Here is a 26,114-nt window from a genome sequence, read left to right on the forward strand (position 1 = left end):
AACCCCAAGATTCGCACCCGCATTCTATGCTGCAGTGCAACATTTATTTTCCTCGAATGGCTACCGAATAATATTCGTCAGCATTTACTGGAAAATAGCGAAACCCGCTCCAGGCAAGGCTTTCGCGCAATCTCCCAACGCTGCAGGTAAATCGCTACGCGGCAACGACGACATTCGCGGCGCCACGATTTGACCGAGCGCCCGGCCGCTCCCTAGCGTCGATTCCGCCGCACGACTGATTCGCGCGGCGAGCGCAGCCGCCGCCATCGTCGATAGAAAAACCCCCATCCAAAGGGGTATTCGACGGCGATCGGAGGCGAAGGCGAAAACCTTGCAGGCGGCCGCTGGCGCGGCCATCACTTAATCACTCAATCTCGGGGCTTATCCAATGAACCGTAATGTATCGGTATTGTCCTTCGCCGTTTCGCTCGTCCTTGCCACCGGCGCCGCCGCTGCCGCCCAGCGCGTGGATCTGCACAGCGTGGACGTCGCCAAGCTCAACCAACAATACCGGCTCGCGACAGCCAAGTCCGGGGCCGCCGCCAAGGCCAACGTGCGCCACGCCGAGGTGATCGCGCTCGACGCCGACTCCACCCTGAGCCCGCTCAAGAGCAGCCAGGATGGCGACGGCTCGATCAATCACCGCTACCAACAGAACTTCCGCGGCGTTCCGGTGTTCGGCGAGCACGTGGTCGTGCGCGAAGACGCCAAGGGCAACGTGCGGGCGCTGTTCGGCCGCTCGGTCGCCGGCCTGGCCGCCGACCTGCCCGCCCTCGACGCCAAGCTCGGCGCCACCCAGGCCATCGGCCTGGCCAAGGGCACCACCCTCGGCAAGCGCGCGGCGACCCAACGCGTCAGCAACGAGAACAGCCGCAAGGTCATCTATCTCGACGAGGCCGACCGCGCTCACCTGGCCTACGTGGTCGATTACTTCGCCGACGCGCCCAGCGGCGGCGAACCCAGCCGTCCGTTCGTGATCGTCGACGCCCGCAGCGGCAAGGTGCTCAAGCAGTGGGAAGGCCTGAACCACGCCGAGATCGGCACCGGCCCCGGCGGCAACCAGAAGATCGGCCAGTACGAGTACGGCAGCAGCGGCCGCGGCTTCATCGACGTGACCCGCAGCGGCAGCCGCTATACCTTCAGCACGCCGAACGTGAAGACGGTGAACCTCAACCACGGCATCAGCGGCTCCACCGCTTACTCGTATATCGGCCCGCGCAACACGGTCAAGACCATCAACGGCGCCTACTCGCCGCTCAACGACGCCCATTACTTCGGCAAGGTCGTGTTCGACACCTACCAGGCCTACGTCGGCGTGGCGCCGCTGACCTTCCAGCTGAGCCTGCGCGTGCATTACAGCAACAACTACGAGAATGCGTTCTGGGACGGCCGCACGTTGACCTTCGGCGACGGCCGCACCACCTTCCATCCGCTGGTCTCGCTCGACGTGGTCGCGCACGAGGCCTCGCATGGTTTTACCGAGCAGCAGTCGGGCCTGATCTACTCCGGCCAGTCCGGCGGCATCAACGAGTCCTTCTCCGATATCGCCGGCGAGGCGGCCGAGTTCTATCTGCGAGGCCGCAACGACTTCCTGGTCGGCGCCGACATCTTCAAGGCCAGCGGCCGCGCGCTGCGCTACTTCGCCAATCCGCCGCAGGACGGCCGCTCCATCGGCCATGCCCGCGATTACACCAGCGGGCTGGACGTGCATTACTCCTCCGGCGTGTTCAACAAGGCCTTCTATCTGCTGGCCAACAAGCCGAATTGGGGCACGGTCAAAGCATTCAAGGCCTTCGCCAAGGCCAACAAGGACTACTGGACGCCGAGCACCAACTTCAACCAGGGCGGCGTCGGCGTCCGGCAGGCCGCGACCGACCTGGGCTTCAACGCCGCCGACGTGGTCGACGCATTCGCCCAGGTGGGCGTGACCGCGCAATAAATCGTTGCCGCCGACCCCACGTCGCAACACGGGCCAGACGATCAGCACCGCCGCAGGCAAGGCCGGGTTTCACCGACGCCCCGCCGCGGCGAGCCCTCAACCGGCACCTTGGAAATTGGAAACAAGACGAAGCATCGAAAGCCCCGGCCATGGCCGGGGTTTTCTTTGCCGTTAAGGCCTTCAGACGCGGTATCGGCCCGGCCCCAGCCCGTACCGGACGCCCGTCCGCGCCATGCACCGCGCCCGTTCCCTTCTATCCACCGCCGCATGCCGGCGCCGATTTGAGGCACCGTTCCGGTTTCCGGAAAACCGCATCGCCTTATGAGCAAACATAATGATCGAATACTGCAATGGAGCTAGCAGAACCACGCGTGCAAGCATCACAGCGGGTAATGGACATAATCGATCCGGCAACGAATTGCGCATTTCGGCGCCAACGCAGGTAGTTATCGCGGTGCGCATTGCGCCACGATTCGCCGCCCGCGGACGACCGCGGTCACATTAATCCAACGCAAATAGGCCTTATCCGCCCTACCCGATCCGCAATACCCTGCTGCAATGCAGCAACATAAGTGAAACATTATTACGGACGTTTTCGTGAGCGCGTTCGCGGCGCGAATCGCCGTAAGTGAGGCGGCAGAACACTTTCAGAAGAAATCATTTTGCCGATGCTCATGCACAAGTCGCATTCGGTGTGTGACTTCGGTAGCCCGGTTTGACGGATTTTTTGACCCGCCCATAGCGTCCCTCCGCCGCGCCGCACGTCGACGCGGTATCCGCACGGAGCTTGCCCACCCACTCGCCGCAACCACATCGCATCGGTGGCTGGGGTGTCGGGCTACGGGGGAACGGATGCACGAGCAATGAGCCGGCCGCGCCCGCGGCCATCATCCACACTCGTTTCGGGGGTAATACCAGTGAATCGCAACGTATCACCGACCCTGCATGCCCTGTCCATCGCCATGTCGTTCGCGCTCATCTCGGGCGCAGCAGGCGCCGCTCAGCGCGTCGACCTGCACCAGAAGGACGTCGCTCAGCTCAACAAGCAGTACCAGGCCGCCATCGCCAAGTCCGGCGCCGCCGCCAAGGCCAACGTCCGCCATGCCGAACTGATCGCGCTGGACTCCAACTCCAGCCTGACCGTGCTCAAGAGCAGCCAGGACGACAACGGCACCCGCAACTATCGCTACCAGCAGAGCTTCCGCGGCGTGCCGATCTTCGGCGAGCACGTCGTCGTCAGCGAAGATGCCAGCGGCAACGTGCGCAGCCTGTTCGGCCGTTCGGTCGAAGGCCTCGCCGCCGAACTGCCGGCCACCTCGCCCAAGCTGAGCCAGGCGCAGGCCCTGAGCGTGGCCAAGAGCGCCGCCCTCGGCAAGCGCGTCGGCGCGCTGCAGACGCGCAATGAAAGCAGCCGTCAGATGATCTACATCGACGACAACGGCCGCGCCCACATGGCTTATGTCGTCAACTACTTCGCCGATGCCGCCCAGGGCGGCGAGCCGACGCGTCCGTTCGTGATCGTCGACGCCAACAGCGGCAAGGTCCTGAAGCAGTGGGAAGGCCTGAACCACGCGCTGGTCGCCACCGGCCCCGGCGGCAACCAGAAGACGGGCCAGTACGAGTACGGCACCAACTTCGGCTTCAACGACGTCACGCAGAGCGGCAGCACCTGCACGATGAACAACGCCAACGTGAAGACCGTGAACCTCAATCACGGCACCAGCGGCAGCACGGCGTATTCGTTCACCTGCCCGCGCAACACGGTGAAGGCGATCAACGGCGCGTTCTCGCCGCTGAACGACGCTCACTACTTCGGCAAGGTCGTGTTCGACATGTACAACAGCTATGTCGGCCTGCCGCCGCTGACGTTCCAGCTGAGCATGCGCGTGCACTACAGCAACAGCTACGAGAACGCGTTCTGGGACGGCTCGGCCATGACCTTCGGCGACGGCCGCACCACGTTCTACCCGCTGGTGAGCCTGGACGTGTCGGCGCACGAAGTCTCGCACGGCTTCACCGAACAGCAGTCGGGCCTGATCTACTCGGGCCAGTCCGGCGGCATCAACGAAGCCTATTCCGACATCGCCGGCGAAGCCGCCGAGTTCTTCATGAACGGCACCAACGACTTCCTCGTCGGTGCGCAGATCTTCAAGGGCACCGGCGCGCTGCGTTACATGGCCAACCCGCCGCAGGACGGCCGTTCGATCGGTCACGCCAGCAACTACACCTCGGGCATGGACGTGCACTACTCGTCCGGCGTGTTCAACAAGGCGTTCTACCTGCTCGCCACCAAGGCCGGCTGGGATACGCCGAAGGCGTTCAAGGCCTTCGCCAAGGCGAACAAGGACTACTGGACCCCGAGCACCGACTTCATCAACGGCGCCTGCGGCGTCGAGAAGGCCGCCACGGATCTGGGCTATACCGTCGCCGACGTCTCGGCCGCGTTCCTGACCGTCGGCGTCGACTGCCCCGGCGGCCCGGGCCCGGGTCCGGGCACGACGTACACCAACGGCACCGACTACGCGATCAACGACAACTCCACCGTCGACAGCCCGATCACCGTGTCCGGCCGTACCGGCAATGCCCCGACCAACGCTTCGGTGTCGGTCAACATCATCCACACCTACCGCGGCGACCTGAAGGTCGACCTGGTGGCTCCGGATGGCTCGCTGTACAACATCAGCAACCGCGCCGGCGGCAGCGCCGACAACCTCAGCGGCACCTTCACCTTCAACCTGTCCAGCGAACCGCTCAACGGTACCTGGAAGCTGCGCGTGAACGACAACGCCAATGCGGACGTCGGCCGTATCGACACCTGGAGCATCACGTTCTGATCCGGATCGCTCCGGTAACGAACACGTCCGGTTGAGGACAAGGAAAACCCCGGCTACGGCCGGGGTTTTCTGTTCCGCGCGAGATCCCGTCTGCGATCGCGGGCGGTCGTACGGCAGGTTCCGGCTTGGAGCTCAGTAAGACACCACGTACTTGAAACCGCCGAAGATCATCCGCTTGCCGTCGAACGGCAAGGCCTTCGGGTCCATCATGTCGGCCAGGCGCGGGTCGGCCATGACCTTCTTGTTGATGCGATCGCGCTGCGCGCGCGACTTGTACACGATCCACGAAAACACGACGACCTCGTCCGGCTTGAGCTTCACCGCCTGCGGGAACGAGGTGGATTTGCCGGGCTTGACGTCGTCGGCGACCGATTCGACGTACTGCAGCGCGCCGAATTCCATCCATATCTTGCCGGCCTTGCGTGCGAGCCGGCGATAAGCGGCGAGATTCTTCTTCGGTACCGCCAATACGAAACCATCGACGTAACTCATACCTCCTCCTAGCGGGGACAGTCCCCGGTTTCAAGGGCGAAACAGGTCCGATTACGAACCGGTTCCACTCGGAAGCTGCGTCCGGACTAGCGCGCCTGCCTGCCATCGCGTATCGGTATGGCGGACCGGCAGCGACGCTGCGCAGGAAGCAGCGATAGCCGCGCCTGCAATGACGGGCCCGCGCAGGAGTAACCCAGCCACTGGAAACGCAGCGTGATCATTGCGTGGAATCGGGCGCTGGACCAGTGCACCGGCTGGGCAACGACGGCGCGGCCTGGCGTGGCCCCTGACGCGGACCGCTCGGCGATCGTCGGGCGGTGCGTCAAAACAGACGCGCCGCCTCGAAGGCGGCGCGTTGCGTCATAGATTTGCCGAGGCCCGCTCGGCGGCTCGCTGCTTATTCGGCGGCGACTGCCTCGACCTGGATGCGCAGATCCACGTTCATGCTGAAACCGTACTCCTTGCCGGCCGCCATGCCGAACTGGTCGCGCTGGAAGCTCGCGCTGGCGTCGGCGCCGCACAGCTCGCGCTTGAGCATCGGATGCGGGATGCATTTGAACTTGGCGATCTTCAGGCTCAGCGGCTTGGTCACGCCGTGCAGGGTCAGCTCGCCGTCGACCCGGGTCGGCGCGCCGGCGACGAAATCGGCGAACTTGCCTTTGTAGGTCGCGGTCGGAAACTTGGCGGTGTCGAACAGCTCGGGCTTGTTGGCATGCTCGTTCATCGCATCCAGGCCGAAGTCGATGCTCTTCGTATCGATCGTGACCTCGACCGTACCGCTGCCGGCCTTCTTGTCGAGCACGACCGTGCCCTCGGACTTGTTGAATTTGCCGCGCCACACCGACACGCCCATGTGATCGGCTTCGAAACTCGGATAGGTATGCGAAGGATCGATCTTGTAGGCGACCGGCGCCGCCTGAGCGCCGCCTGCGAGGGACGAACCGGCCAACAGCGCCAACGTAGCCAGAGCCGAACGGGTGACTGAGTTCATCGCGGAAATCCGAGCTGGAGGTGCCGGCAAACTAGCACCGTCGCTTCGCGGGCCGCAACCGCGAGCGCCCGAACTGAGCGCTTACGCTCAAACTCGTCATTCCGGCGTCATCTGTGCGTCAGCTCGCGCCTGTTCATTCCGATGCCGGCGCAAAAAAAACGCCGCCCGAAGGCGGCGTTTTCCTGGATCGTTACACCGGCCGTATCAGGCTTCCGGCGACGAAGGCTCCTGCGCATCCGCGGCCGGAGCGGCCTCGACCGCGCCGCCCGGCACCGCCGGCAGGTCGGTCTCGCCGCCTTCTTCGGCATCGTCCAGCGATGCGTCGAGGCGTTCGATGGTCTGCAGGTTTTCGTTCTCGGCCAAACGCATCAGGGTCACGCCCTGGGTGTTGCGGCCGACCTGCGAAATGCCGTCGGCGCGCGTGCGCACCAGGGTGCCGCCGTCGGAGATCATCAGCACTTCGTGGTGGTCGCTGAGCTGGATCGCACCGACCAGGGCGCCGTTGCGGTCGGTGGTCTTCAGCGCGATCACGCCCTGGGTGCCGCGGCCCTTGCAGGGGTATTCCTCGACCGCGGTGCGCTTGCCGAAACCGCGCTGGCTGGCGGTCAGGATGTCGCCGTCGCCGTCGATCACCACCATGCTGACGACGAAGGCGTTGCTCGCGCCCTCGTCGCCTTCGGCCAGACGGATGCCGCGCACGCCGGTCGCGGTGCGGCCCATCGCGCGCACCGAGCTCTCGGAGAAGCGCACGGCCTTGCCGTTGCTCGCGAACAGCATCACGTCGCGCTGACCGTCGGTCAGAGCCACATCGACCAAGGCGTCGCCGTCGTCGAGGTTGATCGCGATCTTGCCGCGCGCCAGACGGAAGGCGAACTCGCTCAGCGGGGTCTTCTTGACCGTGCCGTTACGGGTGGCGAAGAACACGAAGTGATCGTCGTCGTAGGCGCGCACCGGCAACACCGCCTGCACCTGCTCGCCGGCTTCCAGCGCCAGCCAGTTGATGATCGGACGGCCGCGCGCGTTCGGGCCGGCATCCGGCAGTTGGTGCACGGACAGCCAGAACACCCGGCCGGCGCTGGTGAAGGTCAGCAAGGTGTCGTGGGTGTTGACCAACCACAGCTTGTCGATGAAATCCTCGTCCTTGGTCGAGGCCGCATTGCGGCCCTTGCCGCCGCGCTTCTGCGCGCGATAGGCGCTGACCGGCTGGCGCTTGGCGTAGCCCGAATGCGACAGGGTCACGACCACGTCTTCCGGCGCGATCAGGTCGAGGATGTCGAGATCCTCTTCGCTGGCGCGGATTTCGCTGCGGCGCGCATCGCCGAATTCTTCCTTGAGGTTGCGCAGTTCGGTGCGGATCACTTCCAGCAACACGTCGGGATTCTCGAGGATCTCGATCAGGCCGCGGATCGCTTCCAACAGCAGCTTGTATTCCTCGGTGAGCTTTTCCTGCTCCAGGCCGGTCAGGCGGTGCAAGCGCATTTCCAGGATCTGGGTGGCCTGGACCTCGGTCAGCTGATAGCGGCCGTCGGCCAGGCCGACGCCGGCCGGCAGGTCTTCCGGACGCGAGGCCTCGGCGCCGGCGGCGCCGAGCAGCGCACCGACCAGACCCGGTTCCCAGGTCTTCTCGAGCATGCGCTCGCGCGCTTCGTTCGGGTTCGCCGAGGTCTTGATCAGTTCGATCATCTCGTCGATGTTGGCGAGCGCGACCGTCAGGCCTTCGAGGATGTGCGCGCGCTGGCGCGCCTTGCGCAGCTCGAAGATGGTGCGGCGGGTCACCACTTCGCGGCGGTGACGGATGAAGGCTTCGAGGATCTGCTTGAGGTTGAGCAACTGCGGGCGGCCGTCGACCAAGGCCACCATGTTGATGCCGAACACCGACTCCATCTGCGTCTGCTGATAGAGGTTGTTGAGCACCACTTCGGCCGATTCGCCGCGCTTGACCTCGATGAAGATGCGCATGCCGTCCTTGTCGGACTCGTCGCGCAGCTCGCTGATGCCCTCGAGCCTTTTTTCCTTGACCAGCTCGGCGATCTTTTCGATCAAACGGGCCTTGTTGACCTGGTACGGGATCTCGGTGACCGCGATCGCCTCGCGGCCGGTGCTCTCGTTGACCTCGATCTCGGCGCGCGCGCGCATGCGCACGCGGCCGCGACCGGTGCGGTAGGCGTTGATGATGCCGGCGGTGCCGTTGATGATGCCGGCGGTCGGGAAATCGGGGCCGGGGATGTATTCCATCAGCGCATCGACGTCCAGCTCGGGATCGTTGATCAGGGCGATGGTCGCCTCGATCACTTCCGACAGGTTGTGCGGCGGAATGTTGGTCGCCATGCCCACGGCGATACCGGCCGAGCCGTTGACGAGCAGGTTCGGCACCCGGGTCGGCATGACCGTGGGTTCGAGCTCTTTCTCGTCGTAGTTGGGCTGGAAGTCGACGGTTTCCTTGTCGATGTCGGCCATCAGCTCGTGGGTGAGCTTGGCCATGCGCGATTCGGTGTAACGCATCGCCGCGGCGGAGTCGCCGTCGACCGAACCGAAGTTGCCCTGGCCGTCGACCAGCAGATAACGCAGCGAGAACGGCTGCGCCATGCGCACCAGCGTGTCGTAGACCGACTGATCGCCGTGCGGGTGGTACTTACCGATCACGTCACCGACGATACGCGCCGACTTGAAGTGCGGCTTGTTGCTGTGAGCGCCCAGCTCGCTCATGGCGTAGAGGACGCGGCGGTGCACAGGCTTGAGGCCGTCTCGAACGTCAGGAAGCGCGCGCCCGACGATCACGCTCATGGCGTAATCGAGATAGCTGCGGCGCATCTCGTCTTCGAGATTGACCTGGATGATTTCCTTGGCGAGTTCGGCCATCAGGGTTCCGTTGCGTGCGGTGATTCGGACGCCCCGGACGAACGGCACCGGCATTCCAGTCGGAATGCCGCCAACAGGGTCCCAGCGGGCCTGTCCTGCAGCTCGCTCGGGGCGGCGTAAAAGTGACTGGAAATCATACCACGAAACGCGGTTTCACAGGGGCCTGATTCCCACGCAGAAACAATCACTTGGATGTGATTTTCAGCTGCGCTGCAGCATCCGTCGCGGGGGGATCGCCGCAGGCTCGGCCAAGGCGGTTTGCCGGCGGCCGCAAAGCCGCTCGCGCAGGCCGCGAAACCGGTCTGCCAGGCAGCCCGCGAACGCCGTCCGCAGGCCCGAAAAGACGGCCGGCCCGGAAGACGGTCGGCCCGGCGGACGAAGCCAGCGGGGAGTCGAGCAAGCCCTGGCCGGGCCGCTTCGGCCAGCGCCCTGGACGCCGCCAGCGAGCGCTGTGCACCGTCACCGCGCCGGTGCCCTGCCCGGCTTGCGGACGGCCCGCAGAAGCCTCGGCCGGCCGCCGAGGCGCCGGCTCAGCCGCCGAACGCCGCCCGCATCGCCGCCTCGTCGGGGCGCTCGATCACGCCGCGCTCGGTGACGATGGCGTCGATCAGCTCGTGCGGGGTCACGTCGAACACCGGGTTCCAGGCACCCACCCGCTCGGCCGCGGTGCGCGTGCCGCCGACCGCGAACAACTCGCCCGGGTCGCGTTCTTCGATCTCGATCGCGTCGCCCGACAAGGTGTCCATGTCGACCGTCGACGACGGCGCGGCGACCATGAAGCGCACGCCGTGATGGCGCGCGGCGATGGCCAACTGGTAGGTGCCGATCTTGTTGGCGGTGTCGCCGTTGGCGCAGATGCGGTCGGCACCGACGATGACCCAGCGCACCTTGCCGGTCTTCATCAGGTGCGAAGCCGCCGAGTCGGCGATCAGGGTCGGCGCGATGCCGTCCTGTTCCAGCTCCCACACCGTCAGGCGCGCGCCCTGCAGCCAGGGCCGGGTCTCGCCGGCGAACACCGCATCGATGCGGCCCTGGGCCACGCCGGCGCGGATCACGCCGAGCGCGGTACCGAAGCCGGCGGTCGCGAGCGAGCCGGTGTTGCAATGGGTCAGTACGCCGCTGCCGGGCTCGATCAGCGCCGCGCCGAGCGCACCCATGCGCCGGTTCGCGGCCAGATCTTCATCGGCGATCGCCTGCGCCTCGCGGGCGAGGACCTCGCGCCAATCGCCGCCGGCGCCGGCCAACACCCGGCGCATCCGCGCCAGGGCCCAGGCCAGGTTGACCGCGGTCGGGCGCGCCGCATTGAGGCGCTGCAGGGCCGGCTCGATCGCCGCCAGGGCTTCGACGCCGTTGCCGGCTTCGACCTCGCGCGCGGCCAGGACCACGCCCCAGGCGGCGGCGATGCCGATCGCCGGGGCGCCGCGCACGGTCAGCGCATGGATCGCCGCGGCGACCGCATCGCTGTCGTCGCAGCGCACGTACTCCACGGCGAAAGGCAGCTTGCGCTGGTCGAGCAGTTCGAGGGCGTCTCCGGTCCAGCGGATCGGGCGGATGCGGTCGTAGCGGTCGAAATCGATGGCGTCGTTCATGCGCGCAGTTTAACGGATGCGCGTGTCGGCCCCGAAACACCGGCCCCCGAAGCACCGGCCGCGAAAACATTCGCCCCGGAACAGCGGCCGAAACGACGACGCCCCCGGCCTTGCGACCGGGGGCGTCTGTGCATGCGCAGGATGCGGGTATTGCGATCAGTTGACCCGGAACACGCCGCGGCAGCCGCCGGCGACCCACACGCCGTTGCGGTCCCAGCCCCAGGTCTGGCCTTCGATGCAAGGCGAACCGGAGTTCTGCTTGATCAGGCGCGCATCGCGGCGAATCGACATGTTGCAGCGGTTCTGGCGATTGTTGCGCGACTCGCAGCTGACTTCCTGGCCGCCGCCCCAACCGCCACCGCCGCCTCCGTTCCAGCCGCCACCACCGCCGCCACCGCCGCGCGAAGCGACGAATTCGGCGCGGCAACCGTCGCTTACCCAGACCTCACCGGGGCGCGAACCCCAACTGCGGCCCTCGATGCACGGCGAGCTCGAAATCTGCCGTTGCAGACGTGCGCGATTGCCGTCGATGCGGCAGGTGCGCGGGCGGTTGTCGTTGGAATCGCAGCGCACGACTTCGCCGCTGCCGCCACCGCCGTTCCAGCCACCACCGCCGCCGTTCCAACCGCCGCCGCCACGGCCGAGGGTGAACTCGGCGCGGCAACCTTCGCGGACCCAGATGCCCGAGCGGTCGTAACCCCAGCTGCGTCCCTGGCTGCACGAAGACTTGGACAACTGCCGGCTGAGCTGCACGCCGCCGCGCGTATCGGCGTCGCAACGACGCTCGCGGTTGTCGGTGGATTCGCAACGGATCACGTTGTTGTAACCGTAATCGTCGTATTGCGGCGCGGCTTGTGCGGCGCCGGCGGCCATGCCGAGGCCGACCATCAAGCTCAAACCGGAAAGAATGCGTGCGGACATGTTCATGCTCCTTGTCAATGTGCCAAGGACTCTATCTGAACCCGCTTAACGCCAGCTCAAGATTTTCGCCCTTCGTGGCGGAGAGCCAAAAACGTTCATGACTCGCTTAGTTTGCGCCGTTGTTGCAGTGCAGCGTCGCACCTCGATCGGCAAACTGCCGGCCGTGGCACGCCGTCGGATCATCCGCCGTTGCGGCGATAGTCGAGCTCGAAGTCGGCACGGCAGCCGTCCTCGACCCAGACCCCGTGCGCGTCGTAGCCCCAACTGCGACCTTCGATGCACTCGGTCTTCGACAACTGCTTGACCATGCGCACGCCCAGGCCGGTTTCGCCATCGCAACGGCGTGCGCGCCGGTCCTGCGATTCGCAACGCAGCAAGGGCTTGCGCGCCTGTCCGGTCGGTTCCTCGACACCGAGCAGACGGAATTCGGCGCGGCAACCGCCCGAAACCCAGATGCCCTGCTTGTCGGCGCCCCAACTTTGATTGCGCAGGCAAGGTTGTTTGGAAAGTTGCTGGGCCAGTACCACGCCCTCGCCGATCTTGGCCGGGCAATGGTTCCAGCGGCCGCCGCGCGACTCACACTTGATCACGCGTGCACCAGTCGTGCTGTCGCGGCCGCTGCCGCCCTTGCCGAGCACGAAATCCGCCGCACAGCCCTGCGACACCCACACACCGCCGCGATCGGCGCCCCAGCTCGTTCCCTCGACGCAAGGCTTTCCCGAAGTGCGATGGACCAGGCGCACGCCTTCGCGGGTATCGGCCGGACAGCGCACGACTTCCTCGCCGCTGGAAGCGCAGCGCAACAGGCGCCCACCGTACAGACGCTCGCCCACCGGCTCTGCGCGAGCCTGCGTGCACGCCAAACCGGCGAACGCCAGCCATTGGATCGCGATCATCACACCACGCATGCACGTCCCCCCGCACCCGACCCGATCACTCTAACCGCGATCGATGAAACTGCAATCAAAACGAGGCAGTTACCGTTCGCCGCCGCATGCGGGGTTCATCGCGGTCACGCGCGCGTGAAATCGAAGCTCAGCACATCGGCGATGCGGTCGGTGCCGAGCATCGCCATGAGTAAGCGGTCGACGCCGAGGGCGACGCCGGCGCAGGCCGGGAAACCGCTGCCGAGCGCGGCCAGCAAGGCCTCGTCGCGCGGCGGCGCCGGCACGCCGCGCTCGGCGCGGAGCGCGCGGTCGCGGTCGAAACGAGCGCCCTGCTCGGCCGCATCGGCCAGTTCGTGATAACCGTTGGCCAGTTCCAGCGGGCCGAGATAGAGCTCGAAGCGCTCGGCCACCGGCCAGCCGTCGCCGTCGTCGCGCAGGCGCGCGAGGGCGCATTGCGAGGCCGGGTAATCGTGCACGGCCAGCAGACCGTCGGCGGCGAAGGTCGGCTGCAGGCGATGGGTCATCAACAGGTCGAGCCAATCGTCGCGGTTCAACCCCTCGGGATCGATGACCACCTCGCCGAGCGCTGCGCGCAGTACCGACTCGTCGGCAGTGAAAGGGTCCAGGCCGAGGCGTTGGCGGTACAACTCGCGATAGGCGATCGACTGCAAGCCGGCATCGCGCCCCACCAGACCCAGCGCCATGCGCACCAGCGCCGCGGTTTCGTCGATCAGGCGGCGATGATCCCAACCGACCCGATACCACTCGAGCATGCTGAACTCGGGGTTGTGGCGGCCGCCGGCCTCACCGTCGCGGAACACCCGGCCGAGTTCGTAGCAATCGCCGAAGCCGGCCGCAAGCAGACGCTTGAGCGGAAACTCCGGCGAGGTACGCAGCCAACGCGTACGCGGCGCACCGTCGGTGCGGCCGCTGAACTGCAGCGAGAACGAAGCGATGTTCGGATCGGTGTTGCCGGCGACCGACAGCACCGGAGTTTCGACCTCGACGACCCCGCGTTCGGCGAAGAAGGCGCGGATCGCGACGTTGAGCCCCGCGCGCAAACGCAGCGTCTCGAACGAGGCCGACGGCTGCCACGGCCGGTCGCGGTTCATTCGTGCTCGGCCAGAAATGCCAGCAGCTTGGCTTCATCCCAGATCTCGACGCCGAGTTCCTGCGCCTTGTCGAGCTTGGAACCGGCCGCTTCGCCGGCGACGACGAAACTGGTCTTTTTCGACACGCTGCCGGCGACCTTGGCACCGAGGGCTTCCAGACGCAGCTTGGCCTCGTCGCGGGTCAGTGCGGTCAGGCTGCCGGTCAGCACCGCGGTCTGGCCGTCGAGCGGGCCGCTCGCGGCGGCCGAGGCGGCCGGCGTCAGCGCATCCAGTCGCGCCAGCGCCTCGCCGACGCGGGTCAGCAAGCGCGCGTTCTCGTCCACGTTCAACCACGTCGTCAGCGCCTGCGCGCTGTCGGCCGGCAAGCCGGCGGTGATGTAGGCATGTTCCGGCGCATCGCGCAGCTTCTCGGCGCTGCCGAACGCGGCCGCGAGTTGATCGGCGCGGATCCGCGTGACCTTGGGAATTTCCATGTCGACCAGCAAGGTCGCCAGGTTCAGGCTTTCGCGCAGCTTCGGCGACGGCGCGTGGGTATCGCCGATCTTGACCTTGCGTTCGAGCAAGTCGTCGATGACCTGCTGGTTGCCGGGCTGATCGAAGAAATGGCCGAGCGAACGCGCGACTTCGCCGCCGACGTCGGGCACGCGCTTGAACAAGGGCCACGGCAGGCGACGGATCAACTCTAGATCGCCGAACCACACCGACAAGGCTTTGGCCGTGCTCTCGCCGACGTGCTGGATGCCGAGCGCGAACAAAAAGCGTTCGAGCGTGGTGCTGCGGCTGTGGTCGATCGCCTCGATCAGATTATCGGCCCACTTGGTCGCGACCTTCTTCCTATTCCACTCGAAGCGAACCTTATGATCACGCACTAATCGGATGACGTACTGACGCCCGTCTGGGCGCCATTCATCGCCATCCACATCGACTAAATTATCGAGACGAAACGCAGACGGGTCTTCGAAGAGTTTAGCAGCCTCCACTCCCTGCTCCGCTGACAAGTGCATTCGTAAAGATGAGTCAACCGTAGAAGGATTAGCATCTAGCACGAGCTTAACTAGGATAAGGTCATCCAGAGTAAGTGCATATATATCGGCCGGAGATTTTACGACCTCGGTTTCGACAAACAGGTCGATAAATTTTTCGCCAAGGCCTTCGATATCCATCGCCCGGCGCGAGGCGAAGTGGCGGATCGCCTCCTTGCGCTGCGCGGCGCAGGTCAACTCGCCGGAGCAACGCCACACCACGCCGTCCTCTTCGCGCACGATCTCCGAACCGCACACCGGGCATTCGCCCGGCATCTGCCATTGCGGCGCGTTCGGGTCGCGGTATTCCGGCACCACCCGCACGATTTCCGGGATCACGTCGCCGGCGCGGCGCACGATCACGGTGTCGCCGATGCGTACGTCGAGGCGGGCGATCTGGTCGGCGTTGTGCAGGGTCGCATTGGTCACGACCACGCCGGCGACCTGCACCGGCTTGAGGCGCGCGACCGGGGTCGCCGCGCCGGTGCGGCCGATCTGGATGTCGATACCTTCCAGCACCGTCGATTGTTCCTGCGCCGGGAACTTGTGCGCGATCGCCCAGCGCGGCGCGCGCGAGACGAAACCCATCTCGCGCTGGCCGGCGTAGTCGTCGAGCTTGTAGACCACGCCGTCGATGTCGAACGGCAACGCATCGCGCTTGGCGCCCATCTGCCGGTAATAGCCGAGCAGGCCGTCGGTACCGGCGACGACGCCGCTCTCGGTGCTGACCGGGAAGCCCCAATCGCGCAACTGTTTCAAGGTCGCCGAATGGGTCGGCGGAAGTTCGTAGCCTTCGACCAGGCCGACCGCATAGGCGTAGAACGCCAGCGGCCGCTGCTTGGTGATGCGCGGGTCGAGCTGGCGCAAGGAGCCGGCGGCGCCGTTACGCGGATTGGCCAGGACCTTGCCGCCCTCGCCGAGGGCCTTCTCGTTATAGGCCTTGAACGCGGCCAGGGGCATGTAGATTTCGCCGCGGACTTCCAGCACCGGCGGCCAATGCTCGCCACGCAGGCGCATCGGGATGGCGTTGATCGTGCGCAGGTTCTGGGTGACGTCCTCGCCGGTGGCGCCGTCGCCGCGGGTCGCGCCCTGGACGAAACGGCCGCCCTCGTAGCGCAGGCTGATCGCCAGGCCGTCGAGCTTGGGTTCCACCGAGAAAGCCGGCGCGCTGCAGTCCAGGCGCTCCTCGATGCGGCGGACGAAATCGGCCACTTCCTCGTCGGCGAAGGCATTGCCTAGCGAGAGCATGGGCACCGCGTGACGAACCTCGTCGAAGGCCCCCGAGGGCGCCGTGCCGACGCGCTGGGTCGGCGAATCGGGCGTGGCCAGGTCCGGATGCGCGGCTTCGAGCGCTTCCAGCTCGCGCAGCAGACGGTCGTAGTCGGCGTCGGCCAGGGTCGGATCGTCGAGCACGTAATAACGATAGTTGGCGTCTTCGAGCTGGCGGTGCAGCTCGGCGGCGCGCTTCGCGGCCTGGGCGGCGTCTTGCTTGGATTCGGTCGTCACGGGCGTGGGTCCTGGCGCTGCCGATACGGCGGGGCGGATGGCATTTTGAACGGGATTCGCACGATTGTGGATGGTTGGCGTCGCCGAGGACGCGACCGAGCTGGCGATACCGGCGAGCGGAAGAGCAAATCCCCTCTAGCCCCACTTTTTCAAAGGGGGGAAATCCTTCGGCGGGATTGGCACGCACTTTGGGGGATTCGGCCTTCGGGCTATCGCCGGATTCAGCGCCGAGTGCTGCGACAAGCACGCCGCATCGATTCCCAAACAGCCCCTCCGCATCCGAATCACCGTTTGCTGTTGCTGTTGCTGTGCGCCGCCATGCACTCGCGAAGGCTAAAGAAGACCCGGAGGGCGGCCCGCATGGATGCGGGCCGTTTTTCATCGGGACAGGGATGTCCCGTATGAAAAATCCCTGCGGAGGCACCGATCGTGCGGGCCTGTGATTCAAAGAAAAGCATTTTTCTTTGGTTACCTTTCTTTTGTTGCTTATGACAAAAGAAAGTAACCCGCCGCTTTAGTGGCGGAAGCTTTTGGCGTTTGATCCTGATCCTGATCCTGATCTTGTGCTTGCTTGAGCGATACGCCGCAAGACCGATGCGACGCGGTCGCGGCTCGCGCCGCTCCTACCCTTACGACAGCTCACGTCTTCGACCATCGACGGAGGCGTTGTGGACTCTGCGCGTCCCGGGGTCGCGGCTTGCGCCGCTCCTACCCCTGCGAGGGTACGCCGCTTCGATGAACGGCATCGGCGTTGCGGCTTCTGCGCGTCCCGTGGTCGCGGCTCACGCCGCTCCTACAGGAAAGCCGAGGTCGAACCCTACGACACCGCAGCGGCACGGATCGCGCCGCTATCCGTCACCAACGCGTCGGCTTGCTCAACGGCGGCGCTTCGCGCTGGCGATCGTAGGCACGCAGTTCATCGCGCAGGTGAGCGATGCGCTGGCGGCCGAGGGCATTGCGCTGCTCGTCCAGCACCACCGCATCCAGCAGCTCGGCCATGCGCTGCGCCGTCGGCAGCATGGTTTCCCAGGCGTCCAGCGCCGGGATCGGCGCCGGCAGGGTCAGGAAGAACGCCACCGCCGGAGTCTCCAACGACTGGATCGTCGCCATGTCGAAACTGCCGGGCTTCATGATGTTGGCGACGCTGAACACCGGGCCGCGCTCAGGGTGGCCTTCGACCAGGCGGTGGAACACGCCCATGTGGCCGTAGACCAGGCCGGCCTTCTCGGCGGCGACCACGATGTCGGGGCCGTGCAGCTTCTGCCCGGCGCGCGCGGCCAGGTACAGGGTCACGATCTTGTCGAACTCTTCGCTGACGCGACGGCCGAGATCGCTGTTGGCGGCATTGGCGCCGCCTTCCAGGGTGCGGTCGAACAGTTCCAGCTCGGCCTGGGTGGTGGCCTCGCCCGGCACCGTCGACGATTCGCCGAGTTCGTTCTCGATCTGCTCGCCCAACGAGGGCTCCTGTCTCACGCCGGGCTTGCGCTCGCCGGCACGCGGCGCTTCCTCACGGGCCACGCGCTTGCCCTGCCCCGGCTTGCGCGGGCGGCCGAAGAACACGATCGCGCCGATCAGGATCAGACCGGCGATGAGGATGCCGATCCGCAGCAGTGTCACGTCGGACATCGGTTGCTCCTTTTGATGCAGGGATTCGGGATTGGAGATTCGGGATTCGTCAAAGCGGCTGCGCCGGTTCTCGATTCCCTGCCCTATCCCGACTCCCGAACTTAATCACGAATACGACGCAGGCTCCGGCTGTCGCCCGCCCTGCGTCCCGAATCATTCATCCCGACCGCGCGGCTTACGCCGCACCGGCTAGGCGCGTCGCCTCGGCCAGGTCGACCGAGACGAGACGGCTGACGCCGGGCTCGCGCATGGTCACGCCGGAGAGTTGTTGCGCGGCTTCCATCGTCGCCTTGTTGTGGCTCACGAACAGGAACTGTACCTGTTCGCTCATCTCGCTGACCATCGCGGTGAAGCGGCCGACGTTGGCTTCGTCGAGCGGCGCGTCGACTTCGTCGAGCAGGCAGAACGGCGCCGGGTTCAAACGGAAGATCGCGAACACCAGCGCGACCGCGGTCATCGCCTTCTCGCCGCCGGACAGCAGCGAGATGTTCGACACGCGCTTGCCGGGGGGACGCGCCATGATCGCCACGCCGGTGTCGAGCAGGTCTTCGCCGGTCAGTTCGAGGTAGGCGTGGCCGCCGCCGAACAGGCGCGGGTACAGTTCCTGCACGCCGGAATTGACGCGGTCGAACGTGTCCTTGAAGCGGCCGCGGGTCTCGCGGTCGATCTTGCGGATCGCATCCTCCAGGGTTTCCAGCGCGGTGTTGAGATCGGTGAACTGGGCGTCGAGGTAGTCCTTGCGCTGCGCCGCCTCGGCGTGTTCGGCGATCGCCGCCAGGTTGACCGGTTCCAGGCGGCGCAGCTTGCCGTCGAGTTCGGCGACCGTGCGCTCCCAGACCTGCGGTTCGGCGTTCTCGTCGAGCGCGTTGACCACGTCTTCGAGCACGGCCCCGGCCTCGGCGATGGCCGTGGTCAGGGTCTCGGCCTTGAGCACCAGCGCCTGCTGTTCCAGGCGGCGCTGGCCGATGGCTTCGCGCTGTTGCAGGGCCTGCTCGTCGCGTTGCTGGCGGGTCTGCTCGAACTTGCGCAGGTCGTTGTCGATGCCGTCGAGCGCGGTGCGCGCGGCGGTCAGGTCGTGTTCGGCGACGACGCGCTGTTCCAGCGCGACCTGGCGCTGTTGTTCCAGCGCGACCACCGGCTGGTCGCCGTCGGCGAGCTGGGCCGACAGTTCGCCCAGACGCGAATCGAGCTGGCCGCGCTGGCCGCCCATGCGCTCCAGCGCCTGGCTCAGGCCGGCGATCTGGGCGCGCTGGGTTTCCAGGGTCAGGCTCAATGCATGCGCGGCGTCGCGCGATTCGCGCGCGGCGTTACGCGCGGCGTCGCGCGCCTCGAACAGGCGGCGGCGTTCGGATTCGAGCTCCAGGCGGGCATCTTCCAACTCGCCCATGCGTTCGATCGCCGCTTCCTGGCGGGTGCGCGCTTCGCGCGCCTGCTCGCCGCCGGCATCGATCAGGATCAGCAGTTGTTCGAGCTCGGCATCGATCTTCTCGATGCGGTTACGTGCCGAGTCCAGGCGGCCCTGGTGGCTCTGCAACTGCCCGGCCAGTTCGGACACGCCGCGGTGGGCCATGTACAGGGCGCGCTGGGCGTCCTCGCGCTGTTGCTCGGACGCCAACAGGCGATCGCGCAACTGGATCTGGGTCTGTTCGAGTTCGCGCTCGCGGCTCTGCAGGGTCTCGATCTCGGCACGCAGGCTCTGGATCTCGCGCTCGCGCAGCAGCGCGCCCTGCTTGGCCGCGCCGGAGCGCAGCACCCGCACCCAGCCGGCGCCAAGACGCTCGCCGTTGCGGGTGATGACGGTTTCTTCCGCGCCCAGCGACGGCTGCAGCGCGCGCGCGGCGGCCAGGTCGTCGGCGCCGTGCAGGCGCGACAGCAAGCGGCGGATCGCCGCCGGGCCCTGCACCTTCGAGGCCAGCGAGGTCGGTGCGTAGACGCTGTCGTCGCGCGCGGGCGAGACCAGGGTCAGGCGACCTTCGCCGAGTTCGCCGATCGCGTCGACCAGCGCTTCCGGCGCTTCGACCAGCACGCCCTCGATGAGTTGGCCGAGCGCGCTTTCGACCGCGTTTTCCCAGCCCGCCTCGACGGTCAGGGTTTCGCCGACGCGTTGCGCCGAGTCCAGCCCGCGCGCCTGCAGCCAGGTCAGCGCGGCGCCCTGCTCCAGGCCGAGCGCGGCCTGCTGCAGGGTTTCCAGCGAGGACAGACGGCCGCGCGAGGTCTGCGCCTGCTTGCGCACCTCGGCCAGTTGGTTCTGGGTGGCGCGCTGTTGTTCCTGCAGGTCCGAGACCGTGCTCTTGCGGGTCTCCAACTCGTCGGTCAGGCTTTCCAGCGATTCCTTCTGCAGGTCGTGCTGGCTCTGCAATTGTTCGAAGGCCTCGGCGAGCGCGGCGACGTCCAGGCCGGTACGTTCGCTGGTCATCGCCTCGCGGCGGCGATCGGCTTCGAGGGTCTGCCGATCGAGGCCTTCCAGACGGGTGCGCTCGACGTCGGCGGCGCGCGCGGCTTCGGACTGTTCGCGGCTGTGCGCGTCCCAACGTTGCTGCCAGTCGTTGAGCTTGGTTTCGGCATCGCGCAGCGCGTCCTGACGCGCCTCGTCGTCCTCTCGCATCGCCTCGATGCGTGGTTCCGCATCGGCGACCGCCGCCAGCAACACGTCCAGGCGCGACTGATCGCTGCCGATGTGCTCGCCGATCTCGGCCAGGGCCGCCATCGCCTCGTCGCGCGCCTTGTGCAGACGGCCGGACATTTCGCGCTGGTGCTGGATCTGTTGTTCGACCCGGGCCAGCACGCCGCCGACCTCGTAGCTCGCGGCCTGGGCCTTGTTGAGCGCTTCGGCGGCTTCTTCGCGGCGCACGCGCCCGGTCTCGAGCTCGCGCTCGGCTTCGCGCTGCTCGGCGATCAATTGCTGCAGGCGGGTTTCCTGCTGCGAAAGCCGCTCGCGCTGGGTTTGCAGTTTCTGGTCCAGGGCGCGGTATTCCAGCGCCTTCCATTCCACGTCCTTGACCTTGCGCTCGGCCTGGATCGCCTGGTACTGCTCGGCCTGGCGTGCCTGCCGGCGCAGGTGTTCGAGCTGCTTTCCGACTTCTTCGCGCAGGTCGTTGAGGCGGTCGAGGTTCTCGCGGGTGTGGCGGATGCGGGTTTCGGTTTCCTTGCGCCGTTCCTTGTACTTGGAAATGCCGGCGGCTTCTTCCAGATAAACGCGCAGGTCTTCGGGCTTGGCCTCGATGATCTGGCTGATCATGCCCTGCTCGATGATCGAGTAGCTGCGCGGCCCGAGGCCGGTGCCGAGGAACAGGTCGGTGATGTCGCGACGGCGGCATTTGCCGCCGTTGAGATAGTACTGGCTGGTGCCGTCGCGGCTGACCGTGCGCTTGACCGAGATCTCGTTGAACGCGGCGAATTCGCCGGTGATGGTGTGGTCGGAGTTGTCGAAGATCAGCTCGACCATCGCCTGCGAGACCGGCTTGCGCGCCGACGAGCCGGCGAAGATCACGTCGGTCAGCGAATCGCCGCGCAGGCGGCTGGCCGAGCTTTCGCCCATGACCCAACGCACCGCGTCGATGATGTTCGACTTGCCGCAGCCGTTGGGCCCCACCACACCGGTCATGTTGGTGGGCAGATGCAGCGTGGTCGGATCGACGAAGGACTTGAAACCGGACAGCTTGATCGTGGACAGACGCATGCGCGGGTGTGGTCCCTGGCGCGCCGGGCGGCGCTGCCGTGAAAACATGAAAATGGATGAGACAACCTACCCAAGTTATTGAATCACTTGGAAGAGATGCCGCTTTGGACGGCGCTCCCTCGCGAGTATAGCGGGCCAGCGCGAGGCTCGCCGCGAACGGCTTCAGCGCTGCCTCAGGCGGGCGCGCCGGCAACGGCGGCCGATCCGGGCCGATTTGCCCGGCGCCGCGCCGGACGGGCTCCGTCCCGCCGCGCGTTCATGGTAAACATGGCCGATTCGGCGAATCGACCGCATTCGCCCGCCGCCATGACAGGGAGTGACACGGCATCGCATGAGCTCTCGCAGCAGCCGTCCCAGCGAACCCAATCCGGCCCGCAAGGCCGGCGAACACCTGACCATGGCCGATCTGGCCGAACTGGCGGGCGTTTCCGCGATCACCGTCTCGCGCGCCCTGCGCGACAGCCCCCTGGTCAATCCCGAGACCCGGGCCAAGATCAAGGAACTGGCCGAGCAACAGGGCTATCAGTTCAATATCAGCGCGCGCAATCTGCGCCTGCGCCGCAGCATGACCGTGGCGGTGGTGGTCGAGATGAAGCCGACCGTCGAGCGGCAGATGTCCGGGCCTTACCCGCTCGATCTGCTCGGCGGCATCAGCCAGGAGCTGACCTCGGCCGGCTACAGCGTGCTGCTGACCTCGCTGCAGGGCGGCGCCCTGCCGAGCGTGCAGGCCGCCGACGGGGTGATCCTGCTCGGCCAGGGCGCGCACGAGGACGCGATGCACGAGGTCCAGCGCTGGGGCCGGCCGATGGTGGTGTGGGGTGCGGTCAGCCGGCACGAGACCCAGGTCGTGGTCGGCAGCGACAACCACCGCGGCGGCAAGCTCGCCGCCGAGCGTTTCCTGGCCCTGGGCCGGCGCCGGCCGGTGTTCCTGGGCGACAGCGCCCACGGCGAATTCGCCGAGCGCCTGGAGGGTTTCGTCGACACCCTGGCCGAGCACGGCATCGTGCCGCTGACCCCGACCGTGGCCAACTTCACCGTCAGCGCCGGCGCCCAGGCGGTGCACCAGTTGCTCGACGAGCATCCGCAGTTCGACGCCCTGTTCGCAGCCAGCGATCTGCTCGCGATCGGCGCGATCCGCGCCCTGATCGAGCGCGGCCGGCGGGTGCCGGAAGACGTCTCGGTGATCGGCTACGACGACACCCCGCTCGGCGCGACCTATCTGCCGCCGCTGACCTCGATCCACCAGAACTTCGTCGATGCCGGGGTGTCGCTGGCGCGCAAGATCCTGGCGATGATCGAAGGCCGCCCGGCGCAGTCGGAGATCCTGCCGACCCACCTGGTCGCGCGCGTCACCTGAGCGTTTCGACCCGATGCGCAGCGCGATGCTGCATCGCAACGCGAATCTTGTCGCCTCGGGCCGAAATCGAAACCCGTCGCCCCTGCCGCGGCCGCCGCTTAAGCCACTGATTCGAATCGCTTAAACCACCAGCGAAACGCGACGATAGACCCGCAACAACAGGCACTGGAGCACACTAGCGCAGTCGATTGTTATCGATAACTTGACATCGATAACAATGCCTCTCTACGGTCCGCGGCAACGACGCACTCAGGTCCCCGCCGCGTGATCCAGCCCCAAGCCGCACCGCACCTCCCCCCAGCGTCCGCACAGGCCGATGCCTGGCGCCTGCGCCAGGACCGCTTCGACCCGTCCCAGCGCCGCCGCGACGAAACCCTGTTCGCCCTCGCCAACGGCTCGCTCGGCGTGCGCGGCGGCTTCGAGGAAGCCGACGGCGGCAGCGACGGCAGCTTCCTGGCCTCGGTCTACGAAAAGCATCCGATCCACTACCACGAACGGTTCCCGGGCTTCGCCCGCAGCACCGACACCCGCCTGCCGGTCGCCGACGGCCAACGCATCGCGGTCTGGCTGGGCGACCAGCGCCTGGACATCGATCTCGCGCAATGGCTCGGCTTCGAGCGCGAACTCGACCTGCGCAGCGGCCGCCTCAGCCGCCGCCTGCGCCTGCGTACCGCCCAAGGCCAGACCTTGGAAATCCATGCCGAACGCGTGCTGCCCTTCGACGCCGCGACATCCGGCGTCGACCTGCTGGCGATCCGCTACCGGGTCGAATCGATCGATTACAGCGGCCCGCTGCGCCTGGCCTCGGCGATCGAATGCGGCCACCAGGCCGCCGAACAGGGCGACGACCCGCGCATCGGCGTGGCGGTGTCGGAAGGCTTGCGCCTGTTGTCGGCGCAGGCCGACGAGCTCGGCGCCCACGTCCTGCAATCGACCCGCCACAGCAACCTGCGTGTGGCCTGCGCGCAGGCGCACCGCCTCGACGATGGCCTGGGTTTCGGCAGCGCCGAACGCGCCGACGAACACGTGCTGCAACGCTACGACGGCGCGCTGCAGCCCGGCGCTTCGCTGACCCTGGAAAAATTCGTCGCCTACGCCAGCGGCAGCGAAGACAGCGAATTGGTCGAACGTGCGACGCACACGGTCGCACGCGCCGTCGCCGCCGGGTTCGACGCCCTGGCCGCGCAACAGGCCACCGCCCTGGCCGAATTCTGGGACGGCGCCGGACTCTCCATCGACGGCGATGCGTCCGCCGAACAGGCGCTGCGCTTCAACCTGTTCCACCTGCTGCAGTCGGCCGGCCGCGACGGCGTCAACGGCACCGCCGCCAAGGGCCTCACCGGCGAAGGCTACGAAGGCCATTATTTCTGGGACACCGAAGCCTTCATGCTGCCGGTGATGGTGTACACCGCTCCGGAGGTCGCCCGCGCCATGCTGCATGCGCGTTACCTCGCGTTGGAGCCGGCGCGCCGGCACGCACGCGAGATGAACCATCCGCGCGGCGCGCTGTTCCCCTGGCGCACGATCACCGGCGGCGAATGCTCGGCGCACTATCCCTCGGGTTCGGCCGCGTATCACATCAACGCCGCGGTCGCCTACGCGGTCGGCTTGTATCTCGACGCCACCGGCGATATCGATTTCCTGCTCGAAAGCGGCGCCGAGGTCTTGTTCGAGACCGCGCGCATCTGGCCGCAGATCGGCCACTTCAACCCGCGCCGCGGCGGCGCGTTCTGCATCCACGAAGTCACCGGTCCGGACGAATACACCGCCCTGGTCGACAACAACTTCTACACCAACCGCATGGCCCAGCAGCACCTGCTGCGCGCGGTGCAAGTGTGGCAGCGGTTACAGAGCGAGCGTCCGCAACAGGCCGCGGCATTGGCGGCGCGACTGCAACTGGACGCGCACGAGGTCGACACCTGGCGCCGCGCCGGCGAAACCATGTTCCTGCATTACGACGAGGCCCTGGGCATCTACGCCCAGGACGACACCTTCCTCGACAAGCCGCGCTGGCCGTTTCCCAAGCACGAGGGCGAACATCGTCCGCTGCTGCTCGACTTCCATCCGCTCACCCTGTATCGCCACCAGGTCTGCAAGCAGGCCGACGTGGTGATGGCGCTGGTGCTGGCCGGCGACGGCATCTCCGCCGAGGTCAAGCGCCGCAGCTTCGACTACTACGAAGCGGTGACCACCCACGACTCGACCCTGTCGGCTTCGGTGTTCGGCATCCTAGCCAGCGAAGTCGGCCATGCCGAACAAGCCGCGAAATATTTCGCCGAGAACCTGCGCGTCGATCTCGACGACCTGCACGGCAATACCGACCACGGCGTGCACATGGCCGCCCTGGCCGGCACCTGGCTCGGCCTGGTCTCCGGCTTCGCCGGCCTGCGCGCGGTCGACGGTGCGCTGCATTTCGCCCCGACCCTGCCCTCCGGCTGGAACGGCTACGGCTTCGGCCTGCGCTGGCAGGGCCGGCGCCTGCGCCTGCGGGTCAGCCGCGACGGCGTCGAATACAGCCTGCTCGAAGGCGCGCCGCTGACGATCGGACACGAAGACCGCCGCGTCGAGCTCAGCCGCGATGCCAGCCTGCGCGCGCCGCTGGCCGCACCCGGCGGCCCCGCCCCGCGCGCCTTTCCGCGTCCGGCACGCGCCTTGATCTTCGACCTCGACGGCGTGCTCACCGACACCGCCCAGACCCATTACCGCGCCTGGAAGCGCATGGCCGACGAGGAAGGGTTTCCGTTCGACGAGCAGGTCAACGAACTGCTCAAGGGCGTCGATCGCATGGCCTCGCTCGACATCATCCTGCGCCATGCCGGGCGCGTGCTCGACCGCGACGAAAAGCTCGCCCTGGCCGAACGCAAGAACGCCTACTACGTCGAGGCGATCCAGGAGGTCACGCCGAAGGATCTGTTCGCCGGCGTCGAGCGCCTGCTCGAACGCGCGCGCGCGCGCGGCCTCAAGCTCGGCCTGGCCTCGGCCAGCCGCAACGCCGGCGCGCTGCTGGAACGGCTGGGCATCGCCGACCGCTTCGATTACATCGCCGACTCGGCGCGCATCGCCCGCGCCAAGCCCGATCCGGAAATCTTCCTGACCGTCGCCGCCGCGCTCGGCGTACCGCCGTCGCACTGCATCGGCGTGGAAGACGCCGCCGCCGGCGTGGTCGCGATCAAGTCGGCCGGGATGGCCGCGGTCGGCATCGGCGATGCCCTCGCCCTGGCGCGCGCCGATGCCTGCCTGCCGGATGTCGCTTCCTTCGACCTGGACGCTTTCGTTTTGCCCTGACCGCGCGCGGCATGC

The 26,114-nt window shown here is 66.8% G+C and carries 14 protein-coding genes; 4 read left to right on the forward strand and 10 right to left on the reverse strand.

Going from position 1 to position 26,114, the window contains the following annotated elements; all coding sequences use genetic code 11:
- Positions 1-388: 388 nt before the first annotated feature.
- Positions 389-1,939 (forward strand): M4 family metallopeptidase, encoded by a 1,551-nt coding sequence (locus GLA29479_RS05140; protein ID WP_057970980.1) that lies wholly within the window; start codon positions 389-391, stop codon positions 1,937-1,939.
- Positions 1,940-2,856: 917 nt separating this feature from the next.
- Positions 2,857-4,773 (forward strand): M4 family metallopeptidase, encoded by a 1,917-nt coding sequence (locus tag GLA29479_RS05145; protein ID WP_248842798.1) that lies wholly within the window; start codon positions 2,857-2,859, stop codon positions 4,771-4,773.
- Between the two features lie 132 nt (positions 4,774-4,905).
- Here the strand turns inward: GLA29479_RS05145 and GLA29479_RS05150 are convergent, their stop codons facing one another.
- The 10 genes from GLA29479_RS05150 to smc all read right to left on the reverse strand — a co-directional run bounded on the left by GLA29479_RS05150 (position 4,906) and on the right by smc (position 21,457).
- A complete protein-coding gene (locus GLA29479_RS05150) occupies positions 4,906-5,265 on the reverse strand; it encodes a DUF1428 domain-containing protein (RefSeq protein WP_057970981.1) in 360 nt (119 codons plus the stop codon).
- A gap of 397 nt (positions 5,266-5,662) precedes the next feature.
- Positions 5,663-6,256 (reverse strand): YceI family protein, encoded by a 594-nt coding sequence (locus tag GLA29479_RS05155; protein ID WP_082638294.1) that lies wholly within the window; start codon positions 6,254-6,256, stop codon positions 5,663-5,665.
- Positions 6,257-6,460: 204 nt separating this feature from the next.
- Complete coding sequence (gyrA, locus tag GLA29479_RS05160) at positions 6,461-9,115, reverse strand: DNA gyrase subunit A (protein WP_082638976.1); 2,655 nt, start codon at positions 9,113-9,115, stop codon at positions 6,461-6,463.
- Positions 9,116-9,645: 530 nt separating this feature from the next.
- Entirely contained in the window at positions 9,646-10,704 is a 1,059-nt protein-coding gene (gene mtnA / locus GLA29479_RS05165) for an S-methyl-5-thioribose-1-phosphate isomerase (RefSeq protein ID WP_057917862.1), read from the reverse strand.
- A 156-nt stretch (positions 10,705-10,860) separates the two neighbouring features.
- Positions 10,861-11,625, reverse strand: coding sequence for a DUF3011 domain-containing protein (locus tag GLA29479_RS05170; RefSeq protein ID WP_237051775.1), 765 nt, complete (start codon positions 11,623-11,625; stop codon positions 10,861-10,863).
- A gap of 179 nt (positions 11,626-11,804) precedes the next feature.
- A complete protein-coding gene (locus GLA29479_RS05175) occupies positions 11,805-12,521 on the reverse strand; it encodes a DUF3011 domain-containing protein (RefSeq protein ID WP_057917860.1) in 717 nt (238 codons plus the stop codon).
- Positions 12,522-12,637: 116 nt separating this feature from the next.
- The gene (epmA, locus tag GLA29479_RS05180; RefSeq protein ID WP_057970982.1) at positions 12,638-13,624 is read right to left on the reverse strand and encodes an EF-P lysine aminoacylase EpmA; all 987 of its coding nucleotides are present in this window, start codon (positions 13,622-13,624) and stop codon (positions 12,638-12,640) included.
- Positions 13,621-16,152 (reverse strand): NAD-dependent DNA ligase LigA, encoded by a 2,532-nt coding sequence (gene ligA / locus GLA29479_RS05185; RefSeq protein ID WP_057970983.1) that lies wholly within the window; start codon positions 16,150-16,152, stop codon positions 13,621-13,623. The genes epmA and ligA overlap by 4 nt, the downstream gene beginning before the upstream one ends.
- A gap of 855 nt (positions 16,153-17,007) precedes the next feature.
- Positions 17,008-17,778, reverse strand: coding sequence for a cell division protein ZipA (zipA, locus tag GLA29479_RS05190; RefSeq protein WP_057917858.1), 771 nt, complete (start codon positions 17,776-17,778; stop codon positions 17,008-17,010).
- A 175-nt stretch (positions 17,779-17,953) separates the two neighbouring features.
- Positions 17,954-21,457, reverse strand: a complete 3,504-nt coding sequence (gene smc / locus GLA29479_RS05195; RefSeq protein ID WP_057970984.1) for a chromosome segregation protein SMC — start codon at positions 21,455-21,457, stop codon at positions 17,954-17,956.
- Positions 21,458-21,788: 331 nt separating this feature from the next.
- Here smc and GLA29479_RS05200 point away from each other — a divergent pair, with 331 nt between their 5' ends.
- Both GLA29479_RS05200 and pgmB read left to right on the forward strand, forming a co-directional pair.
- A complete protein-coding gene (locus GLA29479_RS05200) occupies positions 21,789-22,814 on the forward strand; it encodes a LacI family DNA-binding transcriptional regulator (RefSeq protein WP_338039929.1) in 1,026 nt (341 codons plus the stop codon).
- A gap of 264 nt (positions 22,815-23,078) precedes the next feature.
- A complete protein-coding gene (gene pgmB / locus GLA29479_RS05205) occupies positions 23,079-26,099 on the forward strand; it encodes a beta-phosphoglucomutase (RefSeq protein ID WP_057970985.1) in 3,021 nt (1,006 codons plus the stop codon).
- The last annotated feature ends 15 nt before the right edge of the window (positions 26,100-26,114 follow it).

Source organism: Lysobacter antibioticus (genome assembly GCF_001442535.1).
GTDB lineage: Bacteria > Pseudomonadota > Gammaproteobacteria > Xanthomonadales > Xanthomonadaceae > Lysobacter > Lysobacter antibioticus.